This window comes from Prevotella jejuni (genome assembly GCF_900187995.1).
Taxonomy (GTDB): Bacteria; Bacteroidota; Bacteroidia; order Bacteroidales; family Bacteroidaceae; genus Prevotella; species Prevotella jejuni.
Genome location: NZ_FZNZ01000002.1, coordinates 119,091 through 136,498 on the forward strand (window position 1 = coordinate 119,091; position 17,408 = coordinate 136,498).

The following is a 17,408-nucleotide window of genomic DNA, read 5'->3' on the forward strand; positions in this document are numbered from 1 at the left end:
ATAACTATCCCTTTTTAGTGTCTGTGCCAGAGCTTGTTTCTGCTTTGAAATTGGTGAAAGACAATGGTTTGGACTACTCACATCAGTATCCAACAGCCTCTTTGGCCTATAGACAATAGACCATGACAAGCAGATACAATCTCTCTTTAGAATCGTGTAGGAGGTGCCCTAAGGCTGATGACTTCCACTTCTGGGCGTACATACCTCGTTACGCAAGCAAGGAAAAGGAAGCCAAGTAAAATGATAACTACGTCATTCAACTGAATACTCGTAGCTTTCATGTAATTGAAAAAGGCAAAATGACAAATCTTACAGGTGTCTGTGTCATGGCTCTGACCGTGTTGACCAGCCGTCTTATGACCTACAGCAAGCTCAGACTCTACCTGACATACATGCACAGCCTTAACTACCATTGGTAACATAAAGAGTACCAATAGCAGCCATGCAACGAGCATCTGTCTTGTATTTCTGTTCTGCTTTACCATTTAAAAACCTTTATAATCGCTCGACAAAGATATTTATTATTTTGGGAGAAAGCAAATAATATGTTTTTATTTTTGCTATTATTAACAGTAGAAAACGATTGCTAAACTTTCTTCTCGGGGTTGTTATGACGCTAATCAGTGCTTTTTTATGATATTACCTAAGTCTTTTTTGCCCCCTATCGGTCGACTATTAGGAGTCTCCATGGTCCTACTTTCAAATTCTTTTCATGAAGATAAAGATTTATTTTCACGACAATAAATATTTTTTTTCATGAAGAAAAATATTTTTTTTCATGAAAAAAATTCGCCACCGACTATAAGCAGCCCTCTTCAAGGGCGATAGAAATTGGATTGCATCGGCTTAATTGGTTCATATATGAGTACGTTCTGTACAGATATTCAAGTCTGTTTGTGGATGAACATATCCACTCTTCATAGCCCCCAAAAGGTTCAGTCTTCATAAAAAAGGCAGGAATACACGATGTATCCCCGCCTTCCTTCATCTAAGAAAAAGCTTGTCGCCAAACTATCTCGTCTCTTCCATGCTTATGGAAGGTGTTTTATTGCAGTGTAATAAGTCATATCATGGTAGCGTTCTGGTCTATTCGCACTACCCCCATCTTTATATTCCACAAATGGAATAAACCTACTGTCAGCATCGTTAAAAGTCCCAAGAAGATTTAATCCGCTTGTTTCTATCGGCATATAATACCACCCCTTTGGGTTAAAACCATTATAAGGAGCATTAAAAGGCTTGTCCTTAGAGCGAATAAAATCCCGCTCTCCCAAGTAATAATTATAGTAGAATCCATTACTGCCATTCAACAAATAGGCCACTTCAAGGCCGAAATTGTCTACTATATTATTGTTAGGATCTTTCAAGTCGATGTTCCAACCGTCTTTACAAATATACTTTGAATAGCGCACACCACCCGTAACAGCTGATGGAGTAGCCACTCCCGAGCCTATATTGATTACTTGATAAGCCTTATTCTTAGCAACTACCTCTGCATAACCTGTGCCCGCAGCTAAGCAAATAGACATTCCTGCAGGTATCAATGTTGTTGAGTTTCCTGGCATACCGACACTGCTACTGCCTCGACTCAATGCTTTGAGGTCGGTCAGGTTATCGACATACAATACCCTGTAAGGCGGTACATTCCATGGATTAGGACTAACAAGATAATAGCCTTTCAGGGATACCGTCTCTCTTGAAGCGTTCGTTATCTCAATCCAACTACGCTCCCCATTCTCAGCAGACGAGTATTAGGTAGATGTGGTTACACAATCAGGTTGATATGGTTACACCATATAGATAGATACAGTTACACTATCAAGTTCATGCGGTTATACCATTAGAAAGATCTTATTACACTATCAAGTTGATACGATTATACTACTAAATAGATGTCATTACACTATCAGGTTGACATGATTATACCATTAGATAGATGCGGTTACACTATCAGGTTCATGCGGTTACATCGTAGGTAAATATTGTGTGCACAGTTAATAAAAACAGGGTTTGCGTGCTGTGCCCCATAAACAAAGGTGAGTATAATTCCCCCACAAGCCACAGTAGGCCTGCAGGGGACTATAATTTAATTACGAATAAAGTTTATTCGTGGTTCTCAAAATCATTGTTCTCGCGACGTGGGCGACGCTCGCCATCACGACGATCACCCTCACGACGTGGACGACGGTCGCCTCTTGGACGGCGTTGTGGCTCTACATAACCCTCTGGTTTGTCGAGTAACACACGACGAGAAAGCTTATACTTACCAGTCTTAGGATCGATCTCAAGGAGCTTAACCTTAATCTTATCGCCCTCCTTAATACCAGCTTCTTCAACAGTCTCAAGGCGCTTCCAGTCGATTTCTGAGATGTGTAACAAGCCGTCCTTACCTGGGAGTATCTCTACAAAGCAGCCGTATGGCATGATAGAACGTACTACACCCTCATAGACCTCACCGATCTCAGGAACAGCAACGATAGCCTTTATCTTACCGAGAGCAGCGTCGATAGAGTCCTTGTTTGGCGCAGATACCTGTACCTTACCTACCCCTTCTGTCTCTTCAATAGTGATAGTAGCACCCGTCTCTTCCTGCATCTGCTGAATAATCTTGCCTCCAGGGCCAATGACAGCACCGATGAACTCCTTCGGAATCTCCAACTGTACGATACGAGGAACCTGTGGTTTCATCTCTGCACGTGGCTCGGCAATCGTCTCAGTCATAATGTTAAGGATATGCTCACGAGCTGCCTTAGCCTGCATAAGCGCCTTCTCAAGAATCTCGAATGACAATCCGTCACACTTAATATCCATCTGAGTTGCAGTCAAACCATCCTTTGTACCAGTTGTCTTAAAGTCCATATCGCCCAAGTGATCTTCGTCTCCAAGGATGTCACTCAACACTGCATACTTGTCTTCACCAGGGTTTTTAATAAGTCCCATAGCGATACCTGAGACTGGTTTCTTCATTGGAACGCCTGCATCCATCAATGCAAGTGTACCCGCACATACGGTTGCCATGGATGAAGAACCATTTGATTCGAGGATTTGACTAACCAAACGAACAGTGTAAGGGAAGTCCTCTGGGATCTGACCCTTTAGTCCTCTCCATGCAAGATGACCATGCCCAATCTCTCGACGACCAACTCCTCGCTGCGCCTTAGCCTCACCTGTACAGAAAGGAGGGAAGTTATAGTGAAGAAGGAAACGTTGGTAGCTCTTCTCCAAGACGTTATCAACCATCTTCTCATCCATCTTTGTACCAAGAGTACAGGTAGAGAGAGACATTGTTTCACCACGTTGAAAGAGCGAACTTCCGTGTGGCATTGGTAGAGTATCTACCTCGCACCATATAGGACGTATCTCATCTGTTGCACGACCGTCCATGCGCTTGCCTGTATCAAGTACGCTTCGGCGCATAGAGTCACGCTGAACATCAGCAAAGTAACGGTCGATAAGTGTGTGTTTTTCTTCGAGGTCGTCTTCTGAAAGGTCTGTGTGGGCAGCATCGTAAGCCTCAGTAAATTCAGACTTAATCTTATCGTAAGTCTCTTCACGATGCTTCTTATCATCGTCACCACTCTGAGCCTGTGCGTAGCAAGCATCGTATGTAGCCTTGCGAAGCTCTTCACGGAGCTCTTCATCATTGACTTCATCTTCGTATGCACGCTTAACATCTGTCCCACAAGCCTTTGACAGCTCCTCTTGCATCTCACACATCGGTTTGATAGCATCGTGTGCAGCCTTCAAAGCACCGATAAGATCCTGTTCAGAAACCTCATCCATCTCACCTTCAACCATCATGATATTGTCCTTGGTAGCGCCTACCATGAGGTCCATATCAGCCTCCTTCATCTGCTCGAAGGTTGGGTTAATAACGTACTCGCCGTTAACTCGTGCAACGCGAACCTCTGATGTAGTATGCTCGATAGGGATGTCTGAAGCAGCAAGAGCTGCTGAAGCTGCCAATCCAGCAAGTGCATCAGGCTGATCGACGCCGTCAGCTGACAGCAACATTACCTGTACATAAACTTCGCAGTGGTAATCTGATGGGAAAAGTGGACGAAGAACACGGTCCACAAGGCGTGATGTAAGGATTTCGTCGTCATTGGCTTTGCCTTCGCGCTTGGTGAAACCACCAGGGAAACGACCTGCGGCAGCATACTGCTCGCGATAATCAACTTGCAAAGGCATGAAGTCTGTGCCCGGAACTGCCTCTTTAGCTGCACAAACAGTGGCGAGAAGTACGGTGTTACCCATGCGGAGTACCGCTGCTCCATCAGCCTGCTTTGCAACCTTTCCGGTTTCAATTGAGATGGTTCTCCCATCTGGCAACTGAACTGTTTTCGTAATTACGTTCATCTAAAAATTATAACTTATTGTTTTGACCAACATCTTTGGGAACCAAAAGCGGCAACAATGCGCAAGGTTCTAAAGTCTTGATGTTACCTTCTCACGCGTCCCGAAAAAAATTAATCCGTGCAAATTTACCTATTATATATGTAACACACAAATAAATAACCATATTTTTTGCGGTGCTAATTATCAGATGTTAAATCGCTTATCACTATACGCTCTCAGCTCAAACACGACCTTTTTGATTTTAGGTGATAGTTTTCTTCTTCCAAGGAGATTGTCGGACTGATGCTAAAGTAGGGTCTTTCAAGGTACAAAAATCGTCGTTTTCATCGTAAGAAAACAATGTTAATGAATTATGACAACCTTACTCCCTCGAATTATTATCATGAAAAAAAATATTTTTGTTCATGAAGAAAAATATTTCTTGTCGTGAAAATAAATATTTTTGTTCATGAAAAGAATTTGAAATTATCGGTCAATTGGTAACGAACGAAAGATATTACCCGACCACCTCGAGCGATAATAAACAATGAAGAAACGCCTCTCAGCAGTAGTATTCACTCCCCTCTCCTATCAAGAAGAAACCAAGGCAGGGCCTTACCTTAGCCTAAAAATAAAAAGGCTTCGCATCCCTGCGAAGCCTTTCGTTTAACATCAATCTTACTCACGTAAGTTTTGTGTCCTTGTACTAACTCAAATAATTAACTTTAATAACGACTATTTTCTATTTGACAACGCAAAGTTACAAAAAAAACACATAAATAAAATGAGATTTAGAAATAATCATTAATACTTTTAGACTTTATAACAGAAAGCGCAGTTTGGCGTATTTTTTTAATAGGTTTTGACACAACTATTTCTTCTCTTAGCCTTATTTTTAATAGTGTTCACGGTCTTTTCCACGCTCTTTCACCAACTATTTGCCCCATAACCTTGATTTATAATCAGTTTTATTTGTCCATATCAACATCTTGCCGTACCTTTGCAACCAATAAAAAGGTAACATACCACCTGAGAGTCTGCGTACTGACTGGTTGAAGCCCGTCGCAGGCAAGTGTCTTTTTAGTGGGTTCGTTTGGTGGTGATCTTACCTTTATATAGGATAATAAATAATAAACAAACGAATTTGAAGACATTTGAAGAGTTAGGTGTGAGCGAAGAGATTCGTCGCGCCATTGGTGAGCTTGGATTTGAACATCCAATGCCTGTACAAGAAGAAGTAATCCCTTATTTACTTGGTAATCGTAACGACGTCATCGCACTGGCACAGACTGGTACGGGTAAGACGGCTGCCTTTGGTCTTCCTCTGCTGCAACGCATTGACACAAGCAGCAAGGATACGCAGGCGATAGTGCTTAGTCCGACACGTGAACTTTGTTTGCAGATTGCTGATGACCTAAAGGAGTTTAGCAAGTATATCCCTCATCTACACATCGCAGCGGTCTATGGCGGTGCATCTATCGATACACAGATTCGCCAGTTGCGTCATGGTGTACAGATAATCGTGGCTACACCGGGTCGTCTGATAGACCTTATGCACCGTGGAAAAGCCCGTCTTGACAAGGTGAGAAACGTTGTCTTGGACGAAGCCGACGAAATGCTTAACATGGGTTTCCAAGAGAGTATCACCGAGATATTGACTGGTGTGCCTGAAGACCGTAATACACTGCTATTCTCTGCCACGATGAGTCGTGAAGTAGAACGGGTTGCAAAGGGTTATCTACACGACTATAAAGAGATTGTAGTGGGTAGCCGTAACGAGGGAGCCGAGAGTGTTAACCATATTTATTATATGGTGAATGCACGCGACAAGTACCTTGCCTTGAAGCGATTGGTTGATTTCTACCCAAAGATATATGCGATAGTTTTCTGCCGCACAAAGCTTGAGACGCAAGAAATTGCTGATAAGTTGATTAAGGACGGATACAATGCTGAAGCCTTGCATGGCGACCTCTCACAGCAGCAACGTGACCTTACGATGCAGAAGTTCCGCTCACATCTCACACAGATTCTCGTCGCTACAGACGTTGCAGCACGTGGATTGGATGTGAACGACTTGACACATGTTATCAACTATGGGCTACCTGATGATATAGAGAACTATACTCACCGCTCTGGCCGTACGGGTCGTGCAGGGAAAAAGGGTACGTCTATCTCGATTATCCACTCTCGTGAGAAATATAAGGTACGTAATATTGAGCGCGAAATCGGTAAGGACTTTGTCGATGGAACACTCCCTTCTCCAGAGGAGATATGCAAGAAACAGTTGTTCAAAACTATGGATGACATCTTGAAAACAGACGTTGATGAAGACCAGATAGCACCTTATATGAAGGATATCAACCGTCAGTTCGAGTATATCGATAAGGAGATTGTCATCAAGAAGATTGTTACTGCGACCTTTGGTCGGTTCCTTGATTATTATAAGAACGCTCAAGAGATTGAGAAACCATCCTCACGTAGCTCACGAGAGGATAGCCGTAGTGCAAAAGGAGAAGGCAGAGGTGGCCGCAGCCGTGGCCCTCGTAAGGCGGAGAGTGGCTATAAGCGACTCTTTATCAACCTCGGTAAGGCAGATGGTTTCTATCCGGGTGAGGTGATGCAGTTCATCAATAAGAATATGCATGGGCATCAGGCGGTAGGCCATATAGACCTCCTTGCAAAGCAGAGCTACATCGAAGTGCCTGAACAAGACGCCAAGAAGGTGATGAGTGCATTGGATGGTGCTACCTACAAAGGCCGCAAGGTGCGTTGTAACGATGCTGAAGAGGGTGGCCATGGACGCTCGGCTGGTGGTCGCTCGGCTGGTGGCAATGGTCGCCCTGCAGGCGGTCGTGGTGGTTACGGCAGCCGCGGAGAAGGCCGCCAGGACACTCGTGAGCGCAAGGGCCGTAGTCGTCGACAGTATGATGATAACCCTTTTGGCGGACAGCATAAGTTCAAGAAAGATGATTGGAAGGAACTTATGAAGTCCAGTCCAGCTAAGCTAAAGGGCGATGAACCTGACTTTTCTGAGGAAGGTTGGGCAAGACGTAGACCAAAGAAGTAAGATACACCACCCCAACTCTCCCCAAAGCGGAGGGGAACTTAGCGTATAACGTTGGAGAGACTTTCGATAAATTGGCTATACATTCATGGTATTTTGCATAGCACATTGCTATCTTCATGAGTGGTGTTAAGCCTCAGCACCATTGGTGCGGAGCATCAACACGAATAGTGCGAAGCCTCAACACGAGTAGTGCGGAGCCTCAACACAATGGCTAAAAAGGGGAAGTAAGATGGCTGTTATCAGTATAATATATCGTAAGACATCACTGATATAAGAAGTCTTTCCCAACACGACGAATTGAACATATAATAAGGTAGCAAGAAATAAACCAATAGCAACCTTTTATCTATCATACATCTTCCCTCGGAAAGACTTGGGGAGATATCAAAAAAGCCCCATAGCATCGATGCTATGGGGCTTTTTATATATTAAGACAACCCCTTACTGTGGATTAATCTCGTTCAGCAAACGATCAGCGTGACCCCACTTATCCATTAAGTAGAGTACATAACGGATGTCAACACCAATACAACGTGCGAGCTTGCGATCGAAGTTGATATCGCTTGAAAGGCTATCCCAGTTACCATCAAAAGCAAGACCAATAAGGCGACCCTTGCCGTCGAACATTGGAGAACCAGAGTTACCACCAGTGATATCATTGTTAGTAAGGAAGCAAAGCTGCATCTTTCCTGTTGTCTTATCAGCATAACGACCGAAATCCTTAGCACTCATAAGCTCCATCATGACGGGCTCTACCTTGTAATCCTCAAGTTTCTTGCCCTTCTTCATCTTCTCTACAATACTCTCAGCGGCCGTGTAATAGTTGCTATCAAAGCCTCCAAGCATATAGCCACCCACCTGTCCATAAGACAAGCGCATGGTGAAGTTGGCATCACTATAGTGTGGCATATCCATCTCCATCTGCACCTTTGCCTCGCAGAGCTTCTTCTCCTCGTTGGCAATAGCATCTTCTTTCGTAGCATAATCAGCTAATACTTTCTGATACACCATTACGAGCTGCACTCCAAGTAAGATACCTGGGTCTTCAAGAGTCTTCTCATCATTATAGAACTTATGCCCTTTAACGAGTAACATACTCTTTGAATAAAGCCAGTCAACATACTTCTTATAATTATTGCCAAACTTAGTCTTGATTTCATTATACGCCTCTGGGAGATACTGAGCAGGCACATGTTCGGCATAATTCTTCAACATTGCGGCTGTCATCTCCTTGTCAAGAGCTAAGTTCCAATCGTTACTATTGTCCTTAAACAGTATGTACTGTCCCTTAGGATCGTTCTCTGGCCCCTGTGGTTCGATAGCTCCACGAGTGATGTCAAAGGCTCTCTGAATCAACTCAGACACTTTCCAGAAAGACTCTCTCCAATAAGCTTGAACCAAGGCAGGCTCGTTGCTTTCCTGATAAAGTCTACTTAGTTTAGCAAAGTCGACATCTACAGAAGGGTCTTTCACCTTCTTCTCGTCTAACCACCTTTGTATCTTAGCCTCGTATTCAGCCTTTTGACGAATCAAACCAATGGAGTCTATGCACTTATTCATACCCATTGAGTTCTTCCAATAGTTCGCTGCTCCAACGTACTTGTCCTCATATTGGATACGGGTCTTCTCACTCTTATCCATATAACGCTTCATGATAGCAAGCTTAATACCACGTGCTTGCACCTGGACAGCGTTGTTTATGTCTCTACGCTGCTGTATACCGTATGAAGAAAGATATCGATTAGTAGAGCCCGGATAGCCTATTGTCATTGCAAAGTCCTTGTCCTTATAGCCTTCAAGACTTACTGGTGCCCAGTTAGCAGGCTTATATGGCACATTATCCTTTGAGTAAGAAGCTGGTCCATTGGTCTTAGGATCGGCATAGATACGGAACACTGAGAAGTCACTTGTCTGTCTTGGCCACATCCAATTGTCCGTTTCTCCACCGAACTTACCCATGCTCTTTGGGACAGTAAAGACCAGTCTCACATCTGGAAAATCCTGATATGTAGTTGCATAGTACTTGTTTCCCTCATAGAAAGGGTCTATACTGATATGCAAGGTCTTGTCGATAGCCTTAATAGAGTCAGTCAGATGGTTGGTAAGAGAGTCTATGATAGCCTCGGTCTGTTCGCCATTCTTTCCAGCAACAAGCTTACTCACACGAGCTGTAATATCCTCCTGTTTCTTCATGAAGGATACAAACAAGTCTTTGTTTGGGAGTTCCTCAGCATAGGTCTTGGCGTAGAAGCCATTCTTCATATAGTCATGTTCTACGGTGGAATGGGCATTAATTGCACTAAATCCACAATGGTGATTGGTGAAGACCAGGCCATTTGGAGAAACAACAACGCCTGAGCAATAGCCAGAGAAATTAATAACTGAATTGCTGATAGCGTTTGGAGCGCCATAAAGCATAGCCTGTGGCAACTGGAAACCCTCAGCTACCATTTGTTCATAGACGGCCTCTGGCAAGTTATAGAGCGTCCACATACCTTCATCAGCATGCATAGCTGTACTACCCAATGCGAGAAGTCCGGCAATAAGTAATGTCGATTTCTTCATATTAATACTATTAATTAATTGATACTTACTTGTTTTCTACTTGTGTATAAAGGGTTAACAAAAATCTATGGGGAGCTTAGAGAGGGGGCGCCTACTTATCTATAACGCTCTATAAGGCCATCCTTTATAGTCTTATAAACCCTCTTCTCCCATAATATCTCTTATTTCTTACCAAATCGTTTACGCAGTTGTTGCAGCGGGAAGTCATGGTATAAGACATGAGCAATGAATAGGATAATAACCAAAGTATTAATTCCTAAAGCCGCAGCAACAGACAGGTTGGCATTAGTATAGCTAATAATAGCAAAGAAGAGACCACCTATAAGGACATAGACCCCAATACTCTTTAATGGATAATCTATCGGATACTTACGTTGACCGACGATATAAGACAGCACCATAGCCGTAGCGTTACCCAAGAAACCTGCCCATGCACAAGCGATATAACCGTATTGGGGGACGAAAATAACGTTGATTCCGATAATTACAGCACATCCGATACCTGAGAAGTAAGCCCCCCAAATCGTCTTATCAATGAGCTTATACCAGAAACTAAGGTTGAAGTAAACACCTGTCATGATACCTCCTGCCATCACGATAGGCACCACCTCCAGTCCTACCCAGTAGTCACGCCCAATGATATGACGCAGAACATCCATATAGCCCATCACCACCAAGAAAGCTAAAAGCGTAAAGATGATAAAGAACTTCATAGCTCTTGCATACGTCTCCTTATTGTCCTTGTCGCGAGCCTTACCAAAGACGAATGGTTCATAAGCATAGCGAAAGGCCTGCGTAATCATCGACATGATCATAGCTATCTTACTTGCAGCCCCAAAGATACCCAACTGTGTATGCGCATCGCTATTCTTATAGACGTATGGGAAGATGATATAACCTGCCGTTTGATTAAGAATACCAGCAATACCAAGGATGAGGATAGGCCAAGAATAGGATAGCATCTTCTTCGCCAAAGGCATATCAAGGAGCTTACCACTGGCAAAGAAGCCATCTTTCAACTCTCTCCAGAAGCAGAAAGTGATAGTTCCTGTACAAACAAGGTTGATGTAGAAGGCATAACCTACATCATGTCCGCCTAAGAAGAGATAGTAAACAAGGTTCAAGATGATATTCAACGCAATGAATAACAGTTTGAAGGCAGCAAACTTAATAGGGCGCTTCTTATATCTTAGATAGGCGAAAGGAATAGCCTGAAAAGCGTCTATCGCAACCGTGATAGCCATCACCCACACATACGAAGGATGTTCTGAATAGCCCATAAAGTCACAGATAGGCTGTAAGAAAACAAAGACCATCGCTATAAACAGCAGTGATGACAATCCTACTAAAGACAGAGTAGTTGAGTAAACCTTCTGTGGGTCTTGGTCAGTCTTGTTGGCATAACGGAAGAAAGTAGTCTCCATACCATACGTCAGAACCACCAACAGCAAGGCTGTATAGGCATAGATGTTTGTTATAACACCATATCCACCGCTCGCAGCACTAATCTTTGCAGTATAGAGGGGTACGAGAAGATAGTTTAAGAACCTTCCGATAATACTGCTAAAGCCATAGATAGCAGTGTCTTTTGCCAGTGATTTTAAATTTGCCATTGTCGTTTTGTAGTTTAGCTTATTTGCCCTATTAGGCTAATAAGGCTTATAGGGCTAACAGCCCAATAGTTTAATAGACTCTATTATCTCCTAAAAGAATATATAGCAGACGGCGATAGCGGCTATTACACCCGCCAAATCAGCTAACAGTCCACAGGCCAATGCGTGGCGAGTGTAGCGTATTCCGATACTGCCAAAATAAACTGCAAGAATATAAAAGGTGGTATCTGTTGAACCTTGGAAGATACAACTCAATCTGCCAACGAATGAGTCAACACCAAAGGTTTTCATTGATTCCAACATAAGGCCACGTGCTCCACTACCTGAAAGGGGTTTCATAAAGGCTGTGGGGAGTGCATCCACGAATCTTGTGTCAAGTCCACATTGCTGTACAACCCACCTTATACCATCTATCAAGAGGTCTAACGCACCAGAAGCACGTAGCACTCCTACTGCCACAAGGATAGCTACTAAATAAGGAATAATACGTACTGCGGTTTGGAAACCATCTTTCGCTCCTTCGATGAAAGCGTCATAAACATTCACCTTCCGCCACATACCAACAACGATGAAAAGGACGATTATCGACATGATAATCAAGTTTGACGCTACTTTAGTTACCGTATTCATCGTTTGCTTATCCATCTGTCCGAATCCCCACATTACCAGTCCGACAAAGCCAATGATACCAACAAGACCCAAGAACAATGTTGGTTGGAAGATATTGACACGTTGCCACGCTGCTGTAAGGAGTATACCTGCTATCGTCGCAACCGTTGTTGCCAACAAGATAGGGATGAACACGTCCATTGGCTGTGCTGCTCCGTTCATGCTCCGATAGCCAAGAATAGTCGTAGGGATAAGCGTCAAACCCGAAGTATTCAGTACTAAGAACATTATCATTGGGTTTGTTGCCGTGTCTTTCTTGGTGTTCAGTTCTTGCATCTGCGCCATCGCTTTCAATCCAGTAGGGGTGGCTGCATTGTCAAGGCCCAACATGTTTGACGCAATATTCATAAAGATAGACCCCATAACAGGGTGATTCTTAGGAATATCAGGGAAGAGCTTTGAGAAGAAAGGGCTAAGCATACGTGCAAGAACATTTACTACACCAGCCTTTTCGCCAATCTTCATGATTCCCAACCACAGTGCTAAGACACCTGTAAGACCGATAGAAGTCGTGAAAGCTGTCTTAGATGAGTCGAATGTGGATAGCATCATCCTACTGAATATGTCTGTGTCTCCCATCAAGAGAGAGACGAGTCCGAAGATAAATGAGATGAGAAAGAATCCTATCCAAATATAGTTCAGTGCCATTTATTGCTGCTTATAATTGTTTTAAAATGTCTGTTATATATCAGAAACGGGGACAGACAGCCCCACAAAGGTACCATGCTTTCCCAATGCAAAGATAAACATTTCTGTGTGAACCTACGGCATAATAAACTAAAAAGATGTTGTTTGTGTCCGTGTTTCTAATTGTTTTGTCGATAATATGCCGTGGGTTGTTTTCTTAAACCATGTCTAAACAACCCTTATTGCACCTTGTTTTTCTATCTTTTATCGATGATTAAGCCGTTAGACACATATTGTTTAATCTTTTTAACATACCTAATTGTGTATATATAGTATGAAGTCTTTATCTTTGCAAACATCTTTTTCGGATAGAATTGTATCTCTTTCCGATTACTATTAATACATAATTAGTCACTTTGCGAATACAGATAGTAACTGTAAGACTATATGGGTATATTCGATTTGTTTAAGAAGAGTAAGCGAGAAACGCAACAGAAGGGCCAATGTTTCTTAGATAAAGAGGAGACCGAGGAGGTCGATTTATGGTCTAAAGCTTGTGTAGCAGAGCCTCAATGTTATGAAAAAGAGGGCAAGGAAAAGCTCCTTAGCTTCGTTATAACAGAGGGTGTCAACACTATCCTACCAATGTTTCCTAACGAGTTATACAAGAACAAGGAAGATAGCTTCGCTGACATACGCCTTAAATTCGTTAGTACAACGAACCAAGGAGAGGTAGTCGACCTACCTTTCTTTCATTGTGTACCTGCTTTATCGAACTATGCTGTGGAGTACAGAGAGCCTAATGTATTGATTAGAGGACTGAATGCGGCTGAGATGGGCTTGCTGATTTCAAGTGTCAAGCAGTCATTAAACCGCCTATAAACGCCTGAAAAGGAGACTACATTATCAATCGTCAAGAATACCGATTATGGTTGCAAGAGATTTTGCCCATAGTCGGCTTTTTCGTTTTCAACCTTCTTAAATAGCCCATTCCATCGAAGAAAAAGGGACTAACCTATCCTCCCTTCCTCTCAAAACGCTACTCATTACCGACACGATAAAGCTTAGTTAGCCTTTGAGACAAGTTGCAACTAAGTACTTAACCCTTCTTTCTTATTCCATTCCATCAACTGAATTACAGCCACAAAGACACTCCCCAGCGAATTATTTTCATGAAGAAAAAGAATTATTTACATGAAAAGAAATATTTTTTTTCATGAGAAGAAATATTTTTTTTCATGAGAAGAAATATTTTTTTTCATGAAAAAAATTCGGAGAAGGATGGTATGCAGTGCGAAAAGGATGGTATAATAACCTTTTAGTTCAGCCCTTTCAGCCCTTTAATGACGGCTTCTTCCACCCAAGAAATAAGTTGATTACACACAAAAACACCTATGCCATTGTTCATAGACAGCACCTTATCGATTCTTTGTCGTAGTTAGCCCAACAAGAGACAGGCAAGAAAAGGAAAGGCTGAAATCCCTTACAGAATTCCAGCCTCTTATGTTCACGAGTAATAAAAACGTCTACCGTTACTCTTTTACAATGAATACAACACCTGAATAACAGTCTGTCCTACTGCCTGCAGCGTATTTTTATCAATATGCTCCATCGTGTCGTTGACCGTATGCCAGGTCGGACCGAAAGAGCTTTGTTGGCAATCAGGATAGTAAGGAATAATGTCTACGGTAGGAATACCAGCATACTGATTAACAGGAACATGGTCGTCTGTAACCATTCCACCGATGTTGTCTGGGAAATAAGAGCCATAGCCAGCCGACTTAGCAGCTTCCCAAACACGGCTAACGACGTCAGGAGCAAGCTGGACAGACATACCCTCGCGATAGAACTGCGCTCCTTCGCCCCCTACCATATCAAGAAGAATACCGAATTGAGGCTTAACTGCTGTCGGGAAGTTCTTTGCGTAGTATTGAGCACCTAATGCCCAAGAGTCTTCACTATTCTGATATCCAGTCGCCCAGGTCGGTACTCCCCAGTCTTCTGCATCGAAACAAACGAAGTCAACACCCACTGTTAGCTTCTTATCGGCCTGCAACTGACGTGCTAACTCAAGCATTACAGCCACACCACTGGCCCCATCATTGGCAGCCATAACAGGTTTCTTGTGGTTAGTCGAGTCTGGGTCGTTGTCTGCCCAAGGCCTACTATCCCAGTGCGCACATATTAAGATGCGTCTCTTAGCTTGTGGATTGAATCGTGCAATGATATTGGTTGACTTCAACACCGTACCATCATAGCCTTTTAAGTCAGCCGTTTGTTCCTTGACCTCACAGCCATATTGCTTGAACTTCTCTACTATCCACTTGCCACACTTGTCATGGGCAGCAGAGTTCATCACACGTGGCCCAAACGCACACTGCGCTGCTGTGAAAGCGTAGGCAGAGTCTGCATTGAACGAAGGACCGACAGGTTTGGCCGTAGCAACAGTGTCTGTAGTATTCACATTACTACTTGCTTTACCCTTACAGCCGAACGTTACGGTTGTAAGCAACACTGCCACGAGGCAACCAAAAAGGGGATTTAAGTTTGTTCTCATCATTGATTACGTTCTTATTCTCCGCCACCTCTATTTAAAAAGTAGCTGAAGACGATTCTATTCGTTTACTTTCTTACACTCTGTACCTTTGCCATTACACGAAGCCAGTTGGCTCCCCATATCTTTTCTATGTCTCGTTCGCTGTACTTACGACGGAGGAGATGGAGGGTGAAGTTTATCATTTCGCTGGCATCACACATACCTCTTACAGTGCCATCACCGTCGAAGTCGGTGCCAACTCCTACATGATCGATACCCATGATGTCGATGGCATGCTCGAGATGGGCTATGGCGTCCATCACTGTCGCCTCTCCGCTCTTCTTCAAGAAACCTTGATAAAGCGTGATGTGGGCCACCCCACCCTTCTTTGCCAAGGCTCTCATCTGGTCGTCAGTAAGGTTACGAGGGACGTCACAGAGTGCTTTACTGTTTGAATGACTACATACGATTGGCATCGAACTGATGTCTAATGCGTCATAAAAACTCTTCTCTCCGCCATGGCTAAGGTCGACCATAATACCATTGCGGTTCATCTCTTTGATGACTTCCTCACCAAACTTACTTACGCCACCATGGGTGTTGCAGCCTCGTGCAGAGTCGCATATATCATTGTCACCATTGTGACAAAGGGTAATATAGGTCACACCTCGCTGTGCAAAATGCTTGACATTCTCAAGCTTATGTTCCAAGGCAAGACCATTCTCAATGGCAAACATGATGCTCTTACGCCCCTTACGCTTGTCTTCATAGAGGTCGGATGGGGTGCGAGCTATACTGATATAACGTTGATTCTGCTTGACTATTTCCTCGATTTTATCGAAGATAAGGTCGGCATAAGCGGCAGGTGAGAGATGATCTAACACCTCTGTAAGGTTAGGATTAAAGCGTTTTAGCCCCTCAACATCAATCTTTGATGAGAAAGACTCACCTATCTTCGGTTGTGGAAGGTATGCGGCCATCGTCACAGCATCCTGTCTTCCATCCGTCATCTTGTGTAGATCGTATAGAATACGAGGGTCGCGCTGTTCAAAGTGGACGCCTTGTGGGAAGAACATCGGCGTGTCGCAGTGTGTATCAAGCGTCAGGATACGCTGGTGAAGTTGCTTAGCAAGATAGAAGTTGTTAGCCTGTCCGACAAGCCACTGAAATAGTTTGCCGCCTTCTTCACCCATCCATTCAGGATGCCACTGTACTCCCATGATAGGCTTAAACTCACTACTCTCTATACATTCGATAACTCCATCGGGAGAGAGAGCCGTCACACGAAAGCGATTTCCAGCCTCCTTCACCGCTTGATGATGGAAACTATTGACCATGAGGCGTTCTTCCTTGTAGAGAGCATAGAGTACAGAAGACTTGAGAACAGTCACGCTATGCGTCGCTTCACTGCGTTCTGCGTCCTGTGAATGCTTGAGTGTTGCAGCATGAAAGGTTGTGATAGTCTTGTCTTTGCTCAACTTCTTCTCTACAGTCTCATCCGTTTTGATATAGTCTTCATAGATGTCCTGCTGTATTTTCCCGCCTAAGGCGACAGCAAGATTTTGTATTCCTCGACAGATACCAAGGATAGGCACTTGTCGATTATAGGCCAAACGAATTAGCATAAGTTCTGGTAGATCACGCTCAGCATTGATGTTGTGCAGCTTAGCTGAGGGTTCTTCTCCGTACCAAAGAGGGTTAATATCGGCCCCACCAGTGAGGAGAAGGCCATCTAAATGGTCGAGTGTATTGACAAGAACATCCTTATCAGCAATAGGAGGAACCAACATTGGAACGCCACCAGCCGCTACCACCTGCTTATAATAGACATTCCTTAACGCTGCATCACCATTCATATAATTGGTTGTAATACCTATTATAGGCTTACGCTTAGCCTCTGGGAATGTGGCATACACCTTTTCAAGGTGTTCCTGAATATCATATTGCATTTTAAATACTATTTAATAAGTCGTTTAATCATTGTTAGTTGGGA

At 43.4% G+C, this 17,408-nt stretch carries 11 protein-coding genes; 3 read left to right on the plus strand and 8 right to left on the minus strand.

Translation table 11 applies throughout. The features are described from left to right. Positions 1-146 precede the first annotated feature (146 nt). From CHB62_RS01050 to pnp, 3 genes are all read right to left on the minus strand, one after another. Complete coding sequence (locus CHB62_RS01050) at positions 147-485, minus strand: hypothetical protein (RefSeq protein WP_089365330.1); 339 nt, start codon at positions 483-485, stop codon at positions 147-149. Positions 486-1,031: 546 nt separating this feature from the next. Further along, positions 1,032-1,625: a hypothetical protein gene (locus CHB62_RS01055; protein WP_240616219.1), complete on the minus strand. Its 594-nt coding sequence runs from the start codon at positions 1,623-1,625 to the stop codon at positions 1,032-1,034. 478 nt (positions 1,626-2,103) lie between these two features. Then, positions 2,104-4,359: a polyribonucleotide nucleotidyltransferase gene (gene pnp, locus CHB62_RS01060; RefSeq protein ID WP_089365331.1), complete on the minus strand. Its 2,256-nt coding sequence runs from the start codon at positions 4,357-4,359 to the stop codon at positions 2,104-2,106. Positions 4,360-4,885: 526 nt separating this feature from the next. Between pnp and CHB62_RS15110 the strand changes: the two genes are divergently transcribed. Together CHB62_RS15110 and CHB62_RS01065 are read left to right on the plus strand one after the other, a co-directional pair. Continuing rightward, positions 4,886-5,008 carry a hypothetical protein gene (locus CHB62_RS15110; protein WP_254919360.1) on the plus strand — a complete coding sequence of 41 codons (123 nt, stop codon included), beginning with the start codon at positions 4,886-4,888 and terminating at the stop codon, positions 5,006-5,008. Positions 5,009-5,482: 474 nt separating this feature from the next. Next, positions 5,483-7,405 carry a DEAD/DEAH box helicase gene (locus CHB62_RS01065; protein WP_089365332.1) on the plus strand — a complete coding sequence of 641 codons (1,923 nt, stop codon included), beginning with the start codon at positions 5,483-5,485 and terminating at the stop codon, positions 7,403-7,405. Between the two features lie 441 nt (positions 7,406-7,846). On the opposite strand, the gene CHB62_RS01070 is transcribed toward CHB62_RS01065, so the two are convergent. The 3 genes from CHB62_RS01070 to CHB62_RS01080 form a co-directional block, all read right to left on the minus strand. Beyond that, complete coding sequence (locus CHB62_RS01070; protein ID WP_089365333.1) at positions 7,847-9,970, minus strand: S46 family peptidase; 2,124 nt, start codon at positions 9,968-9,970, stop codon at positions 7,847-7,849. A gap of 161 nt (positions 9,971-10,131) precedes the next feature. Beyond that, positions 10,132-11,583 (minus strand): oligosaccharide flippase family protein, encoded by a 1,452-nt coding sequence (locus tag CHB62_RS01075; protein WP_009011023.1) that lies wholly within the window; start codon positions 11,581-11,583, stop codon positions 10,132-10,134. A 90-nt stretch (positions 11,584-11,673) separates the two neighbouring features. Continuing rightward, entirely contained in the window at positions 11,674-12,900 is a 1,227-nt protein-coding gene (locus CHB62_RS01080; RefSeq protein WP_009011024.1) for a nucleoside recognition domain-containing protein, read from the minus strand. Positions 12,901-13,326: 426 nt separating this feature from the next. Between CHB62_RS01080 and CHB62_RS01085 the strand changes: the two genes are divergently transcribed. Next, on the plus strand, positions 13,327-13,761 hold the full coding sequence (locus CHB62_RS01085) for a DUF4299 family protein (RefSeq protein WP_089365334.1): 435 nt from the start codon (positions 13,327-13,329) through the stop codon (positions 13,759-13,761). A 658-nt stretch (positions 13,762-14,419) separates the two neighbouring features. On the opposite strand, the gene CHB62_RS01090 is transcribed toward CHB62_RS01085, so the two are convergent. Continuing rightward, the gene (locus CHB62_RS01090; RefSeq protein WP_009011026.1) at positions 14,420-15,436 is read right to left on the minus strand and encodes a M28 family peptidase; all 1,017 of its coding nucleotides are present in this window, start codon (positions 15,434-15,436) and stop codon (positions 14,420-14,422) included. A 65-nt stretch (positions 15,437-15,501) separates the two neighbouring features. Continuing rightward, entirely contained in the window at positions 15,502-17,364 is a 1,863-nt protein-coding gene (locus tag CHB62_RS01095) for a gamma-glutamyl-gamma-aminobutyrate hydrolase family protein (protein WP_089365335.1), read from the minus strand. Between the last annotated feature and the right edge of the window lie 44 nt (positions 17,365-17,408).

Bases quoted from the DNA above. Each gene is read 5' to 3' on its own strand.
- CHB62_RS01070 (WP_089365333.1), bottom strand. From the start codon at position 9,970: ATGAAGAAATCGACATTACTTATTGCCGGACTTCTCGCATTGGGTAGT.
- CHB62_RS01080 (WP_009011024.1), bottom strand. From the start codon at position 12,900: ATGGCACTGAACTATATTTGGATAGGATTCTTTCTCATCTCATTTATC.
- CHB62_RS01090 (WP_009011026.1), bottom strand. From the start codon at position 15,436: ATGAGAACAAACTTAAATCCCCTTTTTGGTTGCCTCGTGGCAGTGTTG.
- CHB62_RS01075 (WP_009011023.1), bottom strand. From the start codon at position 11,583: ATGGCAAATTTAAAATCACTGGCAAAAGACACTGCTATCTATGGCTTT.
- CHB62_RS01085 (WP_089365334.1), top strand. From the start codon at position 13,327: ATGGGTATATTCGATTTGTTTAAGAAGAGTAAGCGAGAAACGCAACAG.
- CHB62_RS15110 (WP_254919360.1), top strand. From the start codon at position 4,886: ATGAAGAAACGCCTCTCAGCAGTAGTATTCACTCCCCTCTCCTATCAA.
- CHB62_RS01050 (WP_089365330.1), bottom strand. From the start codon at position 485: ATGGTAAAGCAGAACAGAAATACAAGACAGATGCTCGTTGCATGGCTG.
- CHB62_RS01095 (WP_089365335.1), bottom strand. From the start codon at position 17,364: ATGCAATATGATATTCAGGAACACCTTGAAAAGGTGTATGCCACATTC.
- pnp (WP_089365331.1), bottom strand. From the start codon at position 4,359: ATGAACGTAATTACGAAAACAGTTCAGTTGCCAGATGGGAGAACCATC.